We start from the raw sequence: 16057 nt of genomic DNA, 5'->3' as shown, positions 1-16057 counted from the left end.
AGAACAATCTACCGGGGCACCGCCCTTCACACTGTCATCACAAGAAAAGGTAGGTGCTAGAGAATCATCTCGTAGAAGTAGGCATCAGCGAGGTACAGGGTCTCTGCATACTCGACGGGGCTACCTTCTTCGGTGTAGCCGGTTGCGCAGACCTTGAACGCCGCCTCGCCCACGGGGACCTGCTGGTTGAAGGCCTCGGCGTCGGCGTCGGTGAAGAGCGCCGCGCTGGTGCGTACGCGGGCGTGCTTGATTGCGTTGGGGGTGTTAGCGAGCTGATCGAGGGAGCTCGAGGCGCCGGACATTTCCGCCATCATGGCGTCCAGGATGCTGCTTGCGGCTGCCTTCACGAAGTAGGAACGCTCAAAACCGATGACTTCGTGGTCGGCGAGGCGCAGGCGGCGCACGAACAGTACCTTCTCGCCCACCGGCACGGACAGGTGGGTGGAGATTTCTTCGGTGGCGTCCATCCAGCGGGTCGCAATCATGCGAGTGGAGCCTTCAAAGCCGCGGCGGCGCATGTCGTCAACGAAGGCGTCCACGCGCGGAATGTAGGTGGCGTCGCTACGCTCGGCAACGTAGGTGCCGGAGCCCTGCACGTTGTAGAGCAGGCCGCGTTCAATCAGAACCTTCAGAGCGCTACGAACCGTCTGGCGGCTCACCCCAAAGTTCTGCTGAATCATGCGCTCGGTGGGCAGCTTATCGCCGGGCTTGCCGGGAATAATGTAGCGCTGCTCAATATAGTGGATAACCTGCTCATACTTCGGGCCGGGAATCGGGGGTAGCTCGTAGCGGCTCTCAGCGTTGTGAACGGTACTTTCGGATGCGGTGGTGCCCGCAGAATGTGAGGGGGCACCGTGGTCGGTGGTCTGTGAGGAGTGTGAATTCATCACCCAATAGTTTACCGTTCAGCCAGAGAAAAAACGCGCACGAGTGAAAATTTCTCTTCCCTCAAACTGGCATAATTAAGACTATGCATTTTTCTAACACCCCTGCACCGCGCCCGAGCGGTCTGCTTCGCGTGGCGAGCGTGAATGTGAACGGTATCCGAGCCGCCTACAAGAAGGATATGGCGGCGTGGTTGGCGAGCCGTGACATCGACATTCTCTGCCTGCAGGAGGTGCGCGCCCCCGACGCTATCGTGCGTGAGCTGCTGGACGAATCCCAGTGGCATATTCTGCACGCGGAGGCTGCCGCGAAGGGCCGTGCGGGCGTGCTGGTGGCGACCCGACGCACCCCGAACTCGGCCGGTGAACTCCTGGAGAACCAGCCGGTAGCGACCCGCTCGAATATTGGCGAAGAGTACTTTGACGATTCGGGCCGCTGGGTTGAGGCAGACTACGTTCTGCCCAACGGCAAGACCCTAACCGTGGTCAGCGCCTACGTTCACTCCGGCGAGGTCGGCACCCAGAAGCAGGACGATAAGTACCGCTTCCTGGAGCGCATGCTGGTGCGCATGCCTGAACTGGCAAAGCATTCGGACCACGTGCTTATCGTGGGCGATTTGAACGTGGGCCACACCGAGCTGGACATTAAGAACTGGAAGGCTAACCAGAAGCGTGCCGGCTTCCTGCCGGAGGAACGCGCCTACTTTGACCGCTTCTTCGGTGATATCGGCTACCGCGATGTGGCTCGTGAGCTGGCGGGTCAGGTGCCCGGCCCCTACACCTGGTGGTCTTACCGCGGTAAGGCGTTCGATAATGACGCAGGCTGGCGTATCGACTACCACATGGCGACCCCGGCGCTCGCCGAAAGCGCCGTAGAAGCGGTCGTGGACCGCGCGGCAAGCTACGATGAGCGTTTCAGCGATCACGCGCCGCTCGTGGTTGACTACCGCATCGGTGAGTAAGACGCGGACCCACCTACAGATAAGTTTTTGAAGATGTGCTGCACCGTCCGCAGCACCGCACAGGAAGAACTGCACAGGAAATAACTATGGCAGACGAAAAGAAGCAGGATAAGTCCCTCATCCCTAACGCCTCTCAGCAGAAGGCGCGTATCTACTCGGGTGCGCAGCCGTCGGCTGATTCGATGCACCTGGGTAACTATATTGGTGCTGTGAACAACTGGGTCGCGTTGCAGGACGACCCGAATAACGAATGCCTGTTCTTTATCCCGGATATGCACGCCATCACCGTTCCTCAGAACCCCGAGGAGCTGCGTGAGCGTACCCGCCTGACCGCGGCGCAGTACATCGCCTCCGGCATTGACCCGACCCGCACCCCGCTGTTCGTGCAGTCGCACGTGCCCGAGCACGCCCAGCTGGCGTGGGTTCTGAACTGCTTCACCGGTTTCGGTGAGGCCTCCCGTATGACCCAGTTCAAGGACAAGTCCCAGAAGCAGGGCGCCGAGAACGCCTCCGTGGGTCTGTTCACCTACCCGATTCTGATGGCCGCCGACATCCTGCTCTACCAGGTGGACGGCGTGCCCGTGGGCGAGGACCAGCGTCAGCACCTGGAGCTGACCCGTAACCTGGCTCAGCGCTTCAACTCCCGCTTCGGTGAGACCTTCGTGGTGCCCGATCCGGTGATTCTGAAGGAAACCGCTAAGATTTACGACCTGCAGGACCCGACCTCGAAGATGTCCAAGTCTGCGGCATCCGATAAGGGCCTGATTAAGCTTCTGGACACCCCCAAGGTAACCCAGAAGAAGATTAAGTCCGCCGTGACCGATGACGGCTCCGTCATCGCCTACGACCGCGAGGCTAAGCCCGGCGTCTCCAACCTGCTCTCCATCTACTCGGCAATGACCGGCGAGAGCATCGACGAGATTGTGGCACGCTACGAGGGCAAGATGTACGGCCATCTGAAGGTTGACCTTGCCGATATCGTGGTGGAGCGCCTCACCCCGGTGCGTGAGCGTACCCTCGAGCTGATGGACGACCCCGCCGAGCTGGACCGCCTGCTGGCTGTGGGCGCATCCGCTGCCCGCGAGATCGCTACGGTCACCATTGAGAACGTGTACAAGAAGGTTGGCTTCCTGCCTGCCGCAGCAATCTAGCGCGCTGTTCAGCCAGTCCGGCTGAGACGCCGCATTACCTGCACGATTGAGATGACAGCACAAGAGAACTCTTTGAGCCCCACGACGGCTCCTGTATCCCCGACCCTGAAACCCGGTCGCCGCTACCTGAGTGTTATTGCGCACGTGAGCGGTGAGAATGTTCAGCGCCTGGAAGAGTGGAAGCGCGCGGTAGCCGGTGGTGCGGTGGCGCCTATCAGCACCCACGTGACCGTGTACCTGACGGAGCTGAACGAGTCTCTATTGGCTGCGGTGCAGTCCCCGCAGTTCCGCGAGGCGCTGGACACGCCGCGTTTTGAAGCACGCTGGGGTTCGGTACACTCCTTCCGCCCGGTAACCGAGGTGGAGTACCTGAACCTGGAGGCGGGTAAAACCGAGTTCGAGCAGATTCACCAGAAGCTGGTTGAGCTATTCGGTGCCGGCGCGGCATCCTTCCCCTACGTGCCGCACGTGACCCTGGGCCACGGCTTGAGTGAGGAGCAGGTGGCGAACGCCCGCAAGGTGTTTGATGCTCTGCCCGCCGAGCAGCGTACCTTCACCGTGGATCACCTGCACTGCTACTCCTACGATGGGCAGAACTGGGAAGAAATTGGGGGTCTGCCGCTGCGTTAGTAGCTGGCGCATAAACCCTGCATGCACAAAGAGAGATGCGACCGATAGGTTATCGGTCGCATCTCTCTTTATGTTTTCGCTAGGTTTGCTTCAGCGTGAGAACCATAGCGGGAGTGGCCCTCGTGAGGCTCGCCAGACTCGCCGGATTAGTGTGCGTCAGCAGAAGCCGAGGAGGAAGCAGCGCCGTGCGCCGCAGATCCGTGTGCCTCAGCCTCAACCGGTGCAGCGTTCGCAGAAGAAACACCCAGGATCTCGTTCGGGGTCTTCGGAAGCTCCACGCTCATCAGCTCCTTCGGTGCTGCCGGGTTCGACAGGGACACCGCAATGAGCTTCTTGGTCGCCGGATCGGTCACGTAGGCGGTCTTACCGTCCACCCACAGTGCCGGACGCTCGTCCTGCCACGTCTCAGACTCGGTCCACGCCTCCATGAGCTGTACGGAACCCAGCTCGGTGCCGGTCGCCGGATCGAAGACGCGCAGCTTACCGTCGGTGGTCAGCAGCAGAGCCTCACCCTGAGGGCCACGAGCCAGCGAACGGAAGGTGTAGCTCACGCCAGAAGGCAGGGAGTAGACGGTGCGGGTCGCCGCAACGGTGTCGATAATAGAGAACTTCTCGGGGCGCTCCAGCTTAGCGTCCTTGTCAGTCTTGTAGTCCGCCAGAACGTACTGGGAGTCAGCCTTGCCAGCCTGGTTACCGGAGCGCGAGTACGGGTCCTCGGGGTTGGTGATCTTGGTGAACTTGCCGTCCTTGTAGACCAGTGCGCCGTCGGTGCAACCGATGGTGAATGCACCGTCCTTGGCGATGGCTTCACCGTGAACGCCGGGGCATGCGGGGCTCTCGGTTACGGTCTTACCCTGCGCGTCCACAACGGCGGCACCGGTGCGGGTCTTGGAGTCGCCGACTGCTACCAGGTACTGGTCGTTGGGCAGCGGGATTGCGAAGCCGTGGTGCGGCTTCGGCAGGGTGACGGTCGTGGTCTCCAGGGAGGAGGCGGTGCGCTTGTCGTGGGTCAGCTTCGCCGGGTCGTACACGGCGAAGGAGCCGGTGCCGTCAGCGAATGCCGCGACCTTGCCGTTGTCCTTGATGACGTGACCGGTGTGGTCAGCCGCCAGAGACAGCGAAGACAGCGACGGGGAAGTGGTGTAGTAGTGCGAGTGGTCGCCGTGCGCTACGGACCATACGCCGGTGTCCAGGAAGGTGTAGCTGTTGCCGTCTGCAACGACGAGGTGGCGGTTATCGCCAGCGTCAGAGAGGCGCAGGAAGCCTTCCTTGGGGATGTCTGCGAGCAGCTTCATGTCCTTGGCGTCATAGACGAGCACACCGCCGTCGTAGGTGATGGCGACGCGGCTTGCCGCGCCCTTGCCTTCGGTGATGGGGGCGGGAGTTGCGCTCGCGGAGGTGGAGGCGCTGGGGCTGGTCTGTGTATTCTGGCCGGTCTGGGTGGTCTGGGAGCCGCATGCGGTCAGGGCGAGTGCGGCTACAGCGCCGAGTGCACCGGCGCGGGTGAGGAAAAACTTACGGGTCATGTGCATGCACCAAGACTAACATGAGAATGGTTCTCTATAGTGGTTGATCCTTGGCTCGTATCAGGCTCTGGAAGTGCAACCTGCACGGGGCGCATAAGACATTCTTCCCCCTGCCCAGCTGCAGGGGAGTATCCTGCCGCGCCCCACTAGGTAAAAGTCTTGAAACCGCCCGCAAAATGACCCATTAGGGCAAAAGAAAACCGGCTCCCTTCCGAAAAAGAAGAGAGCCGGTTTCTAGAGGTATCTTTCGCTCGAGTAAGGCTCATGTACCTACTCAGGGCTAAAAATTTAGAGGAGGTTGTTCAGACCTCGCGCCTTAATCTCGCCCACAGCATCCTTGACAGCTTGTGCCTTGGAACGCGGTGCGACCAGCAGAGCATCGGGGGTGTCAACCACAACGATATCGTCCAAGCCAATCACGGAGATCTTGCGCTCGGTGTTCGCGACAATAATGCCGGAGCAACCGTGGTTAATGACGTTGTCCTTCTCGCCGAGGATGGTCAGCTCTTCGCCGCTCTTCTCGGTGTTCAGGCGAGCCACAGCGTCGAAGTCTCCAACGTCGTCCCAGCTGAAGGAGCCGGGAACCATGGCGACGTCGCCTGCTGCCGCTGCGGGCTCAGCCACGGCGTAGTCAATAGCGGTCTTCGGCAGGGTCTCCCAGACACGCTCCATAACGGCCTCGCGCTCGGGGGTGTCCCACGCGTTAGCAATCTCCATAATGCCTGCGTACAGCTCAGGCTCATTCGCCTCGAGGTGCTTGAGCATCAGGGCGGCAGGTGCCACGAACATGCCTGCGTTCCAGGTGTATTCACCGGAGTCCAGGTACTTCTGTGCGGTGGCGGTGTCCGGCTTCTCCACGAAGGTGTCCACTGCGTGTGCATTGGGAGCACCCTCGATGCCCAGGGGCTCGCTGGCATGAATGTAGCCAAACGCGCTGGAGGGCTCGGTGGGGGTAATGCCGATGGTGACAATCTTGCCGGTTGCCGCGGTGATGACAGCCTCGGTCACCACGCGCTGGAACTCGTCCACCGGGCTGATGACGTGGTCAGCTGCGAAGGAGCCGATGATAGCGTCCGGTTCGCGGCGGTGGATGATGGCGCAAGCCAAGCCGATAGCTGCAGCCGAATCCTTGGGGGAGGGCTCCAGTACCAGGTCAGCGGCCCGCAGTTCAGGAATCTGCTGGGTAACCGCATTGGCGTGCGAAGTGCCGGTAACCACCATGACGGAACCGTTGCTGAGATCGATGAGACGGTCGTAGGTGTCACGCAGCAGAGAATTGCCCGACGAGGTGAGGTCGAGCAGGAACTTCGGGGCGTGCGCGCGGGACAGGGGCCACAAACGCGAGCCAACACCGCCGGCGGGAATGAGCGGGCGGAATCGAGTGAGTGCAGTATTCATCGCTTCAAGAATAGCGGGTCAATTTGTCATATATCGAATTCTTTTAGGTTTTAACAAAAAAGTGTCAGGCGGCTCTCATTTAGGCGATGTTTGAGGTTAGGTTAAGGTAAGTTCCGCACAAACACAGGGAAGTAGGCGATATGGTAATAAAAACATGCCCTAATTCACTTTTAGAACCTGTAAAAATTCCCTAAACAGGGTGTCAATAAGCTGTGAATTTACCTGATATCTTGGAAGTAACAGACGAACAAAAGCAGTCGGTGAGCACACAGCTGTGCCCGGAAGCTGAGGGTCACAATGACCCCTCAGAACCCGGAAGCTCGCCGTCGCAGCAGGAGGTTATTCAGTGTTGAATGGTTCTAAAGGAACCCTCTACCGCGGCCGCTGGGGCATGTGGTCCTGGGTTGCTCATCGCATTACCGGTATCGCGATTTTCTTCTTCCTTCTTGTACACATCCTGGATACTGCCGTCGTGCGTATCTCCCCGGAGGCCTACAACGGCGTACTGAGCCTGTACAAGAACCCCATCATGGGTCTGGGTGAGACCGCGCTTGTCGCCGCCATCGTCTACCACGCGTTCAACGGTATCCGCATTATCCTCATTGACTTCTGGGGTAAGGCAACCAACTCACACGTGGAGCACATCCAGGCGAAGAACAAGGACGGCAACGTCGAAATCAGCCAGAAGGCAACTTACACGCACATCAAGATTCTCTGGGTTGTGCTTTTCCTCTGGGCAATCACCGTTGCTGGCTTCGCAGCACGTCACCTGCCGATCGTTTTCTCGCACATGGGAGGTCACTAAACTATGGCTACTCCGCTTAAGCCCCGCACCTATGTACCCCGTCTGCGTGACAACCGCATCGACGGTGTGAAGTACAACCGCTCCTCCTCCAAGCGCAACAACTTTGAGATGTTCGCTTGGCTGGGTATGCGCCTGTCCGGCGTCGTACTCGTCGTGCTGATTTTCGGTCACCTGTTCTCCAACCTCATGGTCGGCGACGGCATCCACGCCATCGACTTCGGCTTCGTGGGCGGCAAGTGGGCGAACCCCTTCTGGCAGGTCTGGGACCTGCTGCTGCTCTGGCTGGCTATGTTGCACGGTGCTAACGGTATCCGCGTCATCATCGATGACTACGCAGAGAAGGACCGCCTGCGCGTTTGGCTGAAGGTCATCCTCTTCGCAGCATGCGCATTCGTCCTGCTGGTTGGTACCCTCACCATCTTCGCATTCGACCCCTGCCCCTCGGGCGCAGCGGCTAATCTGCTTCCCAGCTTCTGCTCGGCACGCTAACGGCGACGTATCCGAGACAAACGAAAACATCTAAAACACAGAAAGAACATCATGCAGGTACATAAGTACGATGTAGTGATCGTCGGTGCCGGCGGCGCAGGTATGCGTGCCGCCATTGAGGCCGGTCAGCGAGTTCGCACCGCGGTACTGACCAAGCTATACCCCACCCGCTCCCACACCGGTGCGGCACAGGGTGGCATGTGCGCCGCTCTGGCTAACGTTGAAGAGGACAACTGGGAGTGGCACACCTTTGACACCGTCAAGGGTGGCGACTACCTGGTTGACCAGGACGCAGCAGAAATCATGGCTAAGGAAGCTATCGACGCTGTGCTCGACCTGGAAAAGATGGGTCTTCCCTTCAACCGAACCCCCGAAGGCCGCATCGACCAGCGCCGCTTCGGTGGCCACACCCGTGACCACGGTAAGGCCGCTGTGCGCCGTGCATGCTACGCAGCTGACCGTACCGGCCACATGATTCTGCAGACCCTCTACCAGAACTGCGTTCGCCACAATGTGGAGTTCTACAACGAGTTCTACGTTCTCGACCTAATCCTGGTCAAGGACGAAGAGGGCAAGCCCCGCCCCGCCGGCGTCGTCTCCTACGACCTGGCAACCGGCGAGGTTCACGTCTTCCAGGCTAAGTCCGTGATCTTCGCATCCGGCGGTTGTGGCAAGATCTTCAAGACCACCTCCAACGCGCACACCCTCACCGGTGACGGCATGGCTATCGCACTGCGCGCAGGCCTGCCCCTGGAGGACATGGAATTCGTTCAGTTCCACCCGACCGGCCTGGCTGGCCTGGGCATTCTCGTCACCGAGGGTGCTCGTGGTGAAGGCGGTATTCTCCGTAACGCTGACGGTGAGCGCTTCATGGAGCGCTACGCACCCACCATTAAGGACCTTGCACCCCGCGATATCGTGGCACGTGCAATGGCAAACGAGGTGCGCGAAGGCCGCGGTTGCGGTCCCCACAAGGACTACGTGCTGCTGGACCTGACCCACCTGGAGCCCTCCCACATCGACGAGAAGCTGCCCGATATTACCGAGTTCGCTCGTACCTACCTGGCAGTGGAACCGCACCACCAGCCCATCCCGGTGTTCCCCACCGCGCACTACGCAATGGGCGGTATCCCCACCAACAACGAGACCGAGGTCTACCACAACAGCAAGGAGACCATCCCCGGCCTCTACGCAGCTGGTGAGGTCGCTTGTGTGTCCGTCCACGGTGCAAACCGTCTGGGCACCAACTCCCTGCTGGACATCAACGTGTTCGGTAAGCGTGCAGGCCGCAAGGCTGCAGAGTACGCAGCATCTGCTGAGTTCGTACCCGTTCCGGACGACGCAGCAGATCGCGTTCTGAACATGCTCAACGGCATCCTCGAAGGCAAGGGCACCGAGAAGGTCGGCGCTATCCGCGCAGACCTGCAGAAGGCTATGGAAGCTGACATGCAGGTGTTCCGTACCGACGAGACCATCCGCGCAGCACTGGCAACCATTGCTGAACTGGAAGAGCGTTACAAGAACATCTCCATCCAGGACAAGGGCAAGCGCTTCAACCTCGACCTGCTCGAGGCTGTCGAGCTCGGCTTCCTGATTGAGCTGGCAAAGGTCATGTCCGTTGGCGCGCTGCACCGTAAGGAATCCCGTGGTGGTCACTACCGCGAGGACTTCCCCAAGCGTGACGACGTCAACTTCATGAAGCACTCGATGGTCTACCTCGACCCCGAATCCGAGTTTGAGGGTGTCAAGGGCCTGCGATTCGAAACCAAGCCCGTTGTCTACACCCGCTACGAGCCGAAGGAGCGTAAGTACTAAAATGGCTGAAAACGAACTCCCCGAACCGGAATCCGTCAAGCTGTTTGAGGGTATGACCGGCGGCGACTCCGATTCCATCCCCACGTACGATGTGGTCATCAAGATTCGCCGCTACAACCCGGAAGTTTCCTCCGAGGCATACTGGGACGAATTCCCGCTGACCATGTACCGCACCGACCGCGTGCTCGATGCCCTGCACAAGATCAAGTGGGAAGTAGACGGCTCCGTCTCCTTCCGCCGCTCCTGTGCACACGGTATCTGTGGCTCGGACGCAATGCGCATCAACGGCCGTAACCGCCTGGCTTGCAAGACCCTGCTGAAGGACCTTGACCTGTCCAAGCCGATTACCGTTGAGCCCATCAAGGGTCTGCCCTGCGAAAAGGACCTCATCGTTGACATGGAGCCCTTCTTCCAGGCATACCGCGAAATCATGCCGTTCTTCATCAACGACTCGAACGAGCCTGAGCGTGAGCGCCTGCAGACCATTGAGGACCGTGCACGTTTCGATGACACCACCAAGTGCATCCTCTGTGCAGCATGTACCTCGTCCTGCCCGGTCTTCTGGACCGACGGTCAGTACTTCGGTCCCTCCGCTATCGTGAACGCGCACCGCTTCATCTTCGACTCGCGCGACGATGCAGGCGACCTGCGTCTGGAGATCCTCAACGATAAGGAAGGCGTATGGCGTTGCCGTACCACCTTCAACTGCACCGAGGCTTGCCCCCGTGGCATCCAGATCACCAAGGCTATTGCTGAGGTGAAGCAGGCAATCCTGAGCCGCTCGCTCTAATCTGAGCACGCGGTATCAGCTGATACAGCATTGACGATTCAAGCCGTCACCCACACCGGGTGGCGGCTTGAATTGTTTGACAGAAAAGGCCCGGCTGAAAAGGCTGAGTAGAGCATTTTCGGGGCTCCGGGGCACACAAAAACTCTTCACAATCTGTCATAAAGTCATAGATATTCTCGAGGGCTGTCAGAAAGGGGGAGTAGGTAGGTAAACCTCGGTGTGCGGCGTTATTCTACTGTGTATGGTTTTTGCTAATTCTCGCTACGATTTGTCCACCCCCGTCTTTGATGACTGGGTGGAGCGCATGATGGGTACCCTCGTGCAGTTCCGCCGCGAAGTGCACGCTAACCCGGAGCTTTCCTTCCGTGAGGTGGCGACCACTGAGCGCCTCATGAATCGACTGCGAGAAGCCGGCATGAACCCGGTCGCTTGCGAAGGAACCGGCTGCTACGTCGACATTGGAAGCGGCCCCTTCGCCCTGGCTCTGCGCGCCGATATTGACGCTCTGCCCATTGTTGAGCAGACCGACCTGCCCTACGCCTCCACCGTGCCCGGTGTGATGCATGCCTGCGGCCACGATATTCACCAGACCGTCATGCTCGGCGTGGCTCTGGCACTGCACGAACTGAACGAGAAGACCCCGCTGGGTCGTAGCGTCCGTATTCTCTTCCAGCCCGCCGAGGAGCAGCTTCCCGGTGGCGCGGTGCAGATGATTTCGCAGGGTCTGCTGAAGGACATCCCGCGTGCCTTTGCCCTGCACTGCGACCCGAAGGTGGACCTGGGCCAGATTGGTACCCGCATCGGTGCGATTACTAGCGCCTCCGACACCGTGAAGATTCACCTGAGCGGTCACGGTGGCCACACCTCTCGCCCGCACCTGACTGAGGACCTCATCTACGCGATGAGTCAGATTGCTGTGCAGGTTCCCGCCGTACTGACCCGCCGCACCGACGTGCGTTCAGGCGTGCTGGTGGCATGGGGTCAGGTCAGTGCTGGCGTTGCTCCCAACGCTATCCCCGCCGAGGGCTACCTGGCAGGCACCATGCGCTGCCTGGACGTTGAGGTGTGGCGCCAGGCGGGCAACCTGCTGGATGAAGTCATCGAGCAGGTTGCCGTACCCTTCGGCGTGAAGGCGCGAGTGGAGCACATCCGCGGCGTGCCCCCGGTCGTGAACACCGATCTGGAAACCACCATGCTGGAGAACGCGGCTCGCGCTGAGCTGGGCGAGGACTCCATCGTGCTGGTCGAGCAATCCATGGGCGGCGAAGACTTCGCATGGATGCTGCAGGAAGTTCCCGGCTCCATGTTCCGCCTGGGTACCCGCGCCCCCGGCGACCCCACCTACGATCTGCACCAGGGCGATTACGCCCCGAGCGAGCAGGCAATCGGCATTGGTGTGCGCGTCATGGCGGCAACCGCCCTGCGCGCCGTCCGTTTTGAGCTGGCGAAGGCAGCGAAGGCTGCGAACCCCATCCGCGATGAGGCACGCTAAAGAGCTTCTCGAAAGCTTATAAACCGGGTTTGAAGATGTGACCATATCGCCTCATCAAACCATGAAAGCTGTATAAGTTTCACCCCGTCACCTCTTACTGAGTGACGGGGTGAAACTCTATGCACGCGATAGAATTAAAAGGATTATGAGGACATTTGCGTTATGTTCCCGACCCCGTGCCCACACCCCCTCGGGGGATGAAGGAGATAGCGCATCATCACACGGCGCACGCCGGAGGAGGACACCCAATGAGCTTCTTTGGAATCGGCAAGAAGAAGTTGGATGAACAGTCGCGCGAAGAACAGAGCGCCGAAACTGCCAAGGCTCAGAAAGAACAGACAAGCGAAGACGCTCCCAAGAATGCACGACTGAGCCAGAAGATTATGGAACAGCAGCAGTGGGAGGACTCCCTGCGCCGCTTCGTGAAGTCTGAGAGCGCACGCCACCAGAACCACGACGAAGAGCAGAGCGAGGAGCACCGCGCTGTTGAGGATCTCAAGCGTGCCCTCCTGCACGGCGATGAGAAGGTTGAAGAATCTTCCGCTGCTGAGGAGCTGACCGAGGAACAGGCGGAGGAGCAGGAGCGCCGTAGCCTGCTGGCGGCGCTTGGCGCTTTCCCCCAGGATTCTGAGGAGCCTGTTGAGACCGAGCAGATTACTGAGGTCCAGGACGTTAAAGAAGAAGTCGCCCCGGTTGCTGAGGCAGCTAAGCCCGCTACCCCCGCATTCCTGCGTGATGACGAAGAGACTGAAGCCGAGGACGCATCTGTAGAGGCTGAGGAACCTAAGGATGCCGCTGAGGACGCGCGTTCCCAGTTTGAGGAGCACCTGCGTGCTGTGCGTGCCCAGAACACCGAAGATACTGCCGCTGAGGTCGCTGAGGAGACTGTAGGCGAGGCAGAAGACAGCGAAGAACATGAGGTCGTCGAAGCATCTGTAGAAGAAGCCACCGACAACAAGTCGGAGAATGTTCATTCTGTATCTGAGCCTGCATCTGAGGATGCTCCCGCTGATGCTGAGGAGTCCCTGACCGTAGAAGACATGAAGGCTGCCCGTACCCGCGCCGCCGTCACCGAGGCACAGAACACCGGTCTGGACGACCTGGCGGCAGCCTATGCGGCACGCCTGGGCATCACCCTCGATAGCGAAGAGGAGACCTTTGGCGAGGTCGCCTCCGATGAGGTAATCGCTGAAGAAGCTCCTGCTGATGAGGTAGCTGCCGAGGAAGCAGAGTCTGCTGAATCTGTCGAAGACGCTGAGGCCTCTGAGGCACCCGCACCTGTTGCTGAGGTTTCTGAAGACTTCGAAGCCGAAGAGACCATTGACCTTACCGCAAGCGTAGAAGAGGCTGCAGAGCCTGTTGCCGCTGGTGAGGAAGAGCCGATTGAGGCCGTCGTTGAGGCACCCGAACTGCTGGCATCTGAACTTACTGAGGAAGAAGACGCGGTCTCTGATGAGACCGAGTTGCTCTCCGCTGTATCCGTTGAGGAGAAGCACGAAGCGTCCGTCTCTGAAACGCTCGAGGCTGAGGACTTCGACGCTGAAGAAGAGAACACCGCAGAGCTGATCTTTGACGCTTCCGCTGTTGAAGAAAGCGCTGTTGAAGAGACTGACAAGGTAACCTCCGAGCCGGTAGCAGCCGAAACCAAGGTTGAGGACTCTGCATCTGAGGAAACTGAAGACACCGACTCTGAGGACGATGCGCCCGCCGAGAGCTCCTCTGTAGCTCCTGCTCTTGCCGCTGTTGCTGCACCCGTGGCTGCTGCCGCTGCTGTTGCCTCCGCCGCAAAGGCTGAAAAGGCTGAGGAGAAGGCTGAGAAGGGCACCTCTCAGGGGGTCGCCCTGACCGCAGAGGCCATCGACAAGAAGGAAGCGGAGAAGCAGGAGGCTTCCGCTCGTGAAGAGCCCGCTGCAGAGTTGAAGGAAGCTGAGCAGAAGATTAGCGAAGACGAGGCTGAGCTGGTTGCCGAGTCCATCGTCCTGAGCGAGCCCGCCGAGGGCGCGGCAACCCTGCCCGCTCTCCCCAAGCAGCGCGCTCTCTACAGCCTGGCGGAGCTCATGCGTACCCGCGGTTCGGGCACCATGAGCCTGGAACTGCGCCAGGTAGATGAGGACATGCACTACCGTCTGCTGCACCGCGGCCGTGAGGTTGAAACCGGCATTGTGGTGCCTGGTGTTGACTGGTTTGCGCCCGTGGCGGCACTGTACACCGAGGCTCAGCAGGCTGGCGCAACCTGGAACCGTGCGGCGGTCTCCCTGAACCCGCGTCTGGGTGACGGCCTGGAGGTTCACGCATCGTACCTGGGTATGGTGGACGGCGAGACCACCCGTGAGAGCTTCCTGCTGGAGGGCGCTGCTGTCGAGGCTAAGCCCGTTGCAACCGCTGAGGCTGCTGAGGCTACCTCGCAGGAGGAGACTCAGGAAGCTTCTGTTCAGCGCGTTGACTCGGTTGATGCTGAGCGTGAGGCTATCGAGCGTGAGCTGGAGGCTGAGCTTGCTCAGAAGCAGGCGGCTAACGAGGCTGAGGCCGCTGTTGAAGCCGCTGAAGAGCCCGTTGCTGAAACTGCTGATGAGGCTACTTCTTCGGGTCTGCTGCCTGCCGCCGGTCTTGCTGCGGCCGGTACCGTAGCGGCTGGTGCTGCTGTCGCCTCCGCTCAGGAGAAGAAAGACGTAGAGGAATCTGTCGAAGCTTCTGACGAGCCTGCTCAGGCTGAGTTTGCGCCGGTTGAAGCTGAGTTCGAGCACGATTACGAGAACGACCCGGTCTTCGGTGCCGCTACCGTAGAGCCCGAAACCGAGCATGCTGAAGAATCTGCCGCTGAGGCATCCGAGGTATCTGCCGAGGACTCTGTAGAGACCGGCGAAGATATGGAAGCCGCCCTGGCTGCCATCGTTGCCAACGCTCAGAAGAAGCTGGACGCTGAGGAAGAAGTTCCTGCCGCTGAGGAAACTGCCGCAGTTGCTGAGGAAACTCCGGCTGAGGAAGCGCCCGCTGTGGAGGAGTCGAAGGCTGCCGCCCCCGTGGTTGCTGAGTCCTTCACCCTGGATCGTACCCAGTCTGTTGAGGAACCCGCTGAAGAACCGGTCGCAGAGAAGGCTGAAGAGCCCGCCCTGCCCGCGTTCCTGGATGACTCTGAACTGTTGCCCGAGCAGGAGACCTCCGCTACTTCCGCTGAAGCGCACACTGAGGCACCTGCCCTGGAAGACGCTGAGCCCGTCGCTGAGAGCGCATCTGTCGCTCCCGGCCTGGCAGGTGCTCTTGCCGCAGCTGCCGCTGTGGGTACCGCCGGCGCCGCTGCGAAGGCAACCGAAGCAAAGGCATCTGAGGCGAAGGAAGAAACTGCTGAGAAGGGTGCTGAGGCTCCCGCAGCGGTTGCGCCTGCATCCGAGACCGCCGCTCAGGCTGCCCCTGCTGCACCCGCCGCTCTGCCGGAGACCGCCCCCGCGGGCCTTTCCTCCAGCATCTCTGCGTCGGCTCTGAGCGAGCACAACCAGCTGCCCACCATCGTGGCTGAGCCGGACACCCCCTCCGCCGCGGTGCAGAGCCCGCTGGTTCCCTCGGAGACTCAGCTGGCAACCGGCAACCTGGTTCTGACTGAGGCTCAGGTCGCTCAGCGTCTGGCACCGGTCGTCGAGCACCTCTTCGGCGAGAACGGCACCGCAAAGGACGCAACCACCGTGCTGATTCGCGTGCGTGCGCTCGGTTCCTACTACGATGCTCTGACTCACGTGCGTCGCAACGGCTTCTGGGAGCAGGTCCGCACCTTCGAGCTGATCCCCGAGACCCTGCTGGACATCCCGGCGCTGAAGACCGACTCGTACAGCGAGGGCGAGGGCTCGCCGCTGGCCATGAGCCTGACCTTCACTCCGGGCGTGCCGGTTCAGGCGGCATTCGATTATGCGAATGAGCAGGCGTTTGTCACCTACCCGCGTCCGCTGGATGTTGAACGTTACGTTGAGGAGCTGCGCATGTTCCCGCGTCTGGGTTCGAAGATTCCGGCTCATATGACGAGCGCCCTGTCGCACTGGAACCTCTAAACCCTTGTAAGGTGCGCCGCGCCGGCTCCCCGTGTGGGGGTCGGCGCGGCGTGCTATGTTTGTCATTTTTTCGATGAG

Annotated in this window: 12 protein-coding genes; 9 read left to right on the top strand and 3 right to left on the bottom strand. The window is 60.3% G+C overall.

Annotated elements, in window-relative coordinates:
* Window positions 1–56: 56 nt before the first annotated feature.
* Entirely contained in the window at window positions 57–887 is an 831-nt protein-coding gene (locus QZ822_RS08605; RefSeq protein ID WP_294643976.1) for a GntR family transcriptional regulator, read from the bottom strand.
* A gap of 83 nt (window positions 888–970) precedes the next feature.
* Here QZ822_RS08605 and QZ822_RS08600 point away from each other — a divergent pair, with 83 nt between their 5' ends.
* The 3 genes from QZ822_RS08600 (at window position 971) to QZ822_RS08590 (ending at window position 3627) form a co-directional block, all read left to right on the top strand.
* Complete coding sequence (locus QZ822_RS08600; protein ID WP_005508971.1) at window positions 971–1846, top strand: exodeoxyribonuclease III; 876 nt, start codon at window positions 971–973, stop codon at window positions 1844–1846.
* 86 nt (window positions 1847–1932) lie between these two features.
* Window positions 1933–2997: a tryptophan--tRNA ligase gene (trpS, locus tag QZ822_RS08595; protein ID WP_070542584.1), complete on the top strand. Its 1065-nt coding sequence runs from the start codon at window positions 1933–1935 to the stop codon at window positions 2995–2997.
* A gap of 72 nt (window positions 2998–3069) precedes the next feature.
* Complete coding sequence (locus QZ822_RS08590) at window positions 3070–3627, top strand: 2'-5' RNA ligase family protein (protein WP_246827897.1); 558 nt, start codon at window positions 3070–3072, stop codon at window positions 3625–3627.
* Between the two features lie 146 nt (window positions 3628–3773).
* Here the strand turns inward: QZ822_RS08590 and QZ822_RS08585 are convergent, their stop codons facing one another.
* Both QZ822_RS08585 and QZ822_RS08580 read right to left on the bottom strand, forming a co-directional pair.
* Window positions 3774–5159 (bottom strand): hypothetical protein, encoded by a 1386-nt coding sequence (locus QZ822_RS08585; RefSeq protein ID WP_294643973.1) that lies wholly within the window; start codon window positions 5157–5159, stop codon window positions 3774–3776.
* A 282-nt stretch (window positions 5160–5441) separates the two neighbouring features.
* On the bottom strand, window positions 5442–6551 hold the full coding sequence (locus tag QZ822_RS08580; protein ID WP_294643972.1) for a mannose-1-phosphate guanylyltransferase: 1110 nt from the start codon (window positions 6549–6551) through the stop codon (window positions 5442–5444).
* Window positions 6552–6897: 346 nt separating this feature from the next.
* On the opposite strand from QZ822_RS08580, the gene sdhC reads away from it, so the two are divergent.
* The 6 genes from sdhC (at window position 6898) to QZ822_RS08550 (ending at window position 15979) form a co-directional block, all read left to right on the top strand.
* On the top strand, window positions 6898–7356 hold the full coding sequence (sdhC, locus tag QZ822_RS08575) for a succinate dehydrogenase, cytochrome b556 subunit (RefSeq protein WP_005506819.1): 459 nt from the start codon (window positions 6898–6900) through the stop codon (window positions 7354–7356).
* Between the two features lie 3 nt (window positions 7357–7359).
* Complete coding sequence (locus tag QZ822_RS08570; protein WP_294643970.1) at window positions 7360–7845, top strand: succinate dehydrogenase hydrophobic membrane anchor subunit; 486 nt, start codon at window positions 7360–7362, stop codon at window positions 7843–7845.
* A 51-nt stretch (window positions 7846–7896) separates the two neighbouring features.
* Window positions 7897–9660: a succinate dehydrogenase flavoprotein subunit gene (gene sdhA / locus QZ822_RS08565; RefSeq protein WP_049346822.1), complete on the top strand. Its 1764-nt coding sequence runs from the start codon at window positions 7897–7899 to the stop codon at window positions 9658–9660.
* 52 nt (window positions 9661–9712) lie between these two features.
* The gene (locus QZ822_RS08560) at window positions 9713–10450 is read left to right on the top strand and encodes a succinate dehydrogenase iron-sulfur subunit (protein WP_230457270.1); all 738 of its coding nucleotides are present in this window, start codon (window positions 9713–9715) and stop codon (window positions 10448–10450) included.
* 241 nt (window positions 10451–10691) lie between these two features.
* Window positions 10692–11942: an amidohydrolase gene (locus QZ822_RS08555; RefSeq protein ID WP_294643968.1), complete on the top strand. Its 1251-nt coding sequence runs from the start codon at window positions 10692–10694 to the stop codon at window positions 11940–11942.
* 248 nt (window positions 11943–12190) lie between these two features.
* The gene (locus tag QZ822_RS08550; RefSeq protein ID WP_294643967.1) at window positions 12191–15979 is read left to right on the top strand and encodes an ornithinee aminotransferase; all 3789 of its coding nucleotides are present in this window, start codon (window positions 12191–12193) and stop codon (window positions 15977–15979) included.
* The last annotated feature ends 78 nt before the right edge of the window (window positions 15980–16057 follow it).

Source organism: uncultured Rothia sp. (assembly GCF_916715725.1).
In the GTDB taxonomy this organism is placed as follows: domain Bacteria; phylum Actinomycetota; class Actinomycetes; order Actinomycetales; family Micrococcaceae; genus Rothia.
The sequence above is the reverse complement of the archived record's forward strand: the minus strand, read 5'-3'. Positions and strand labels throughout refer to the sequence as shown.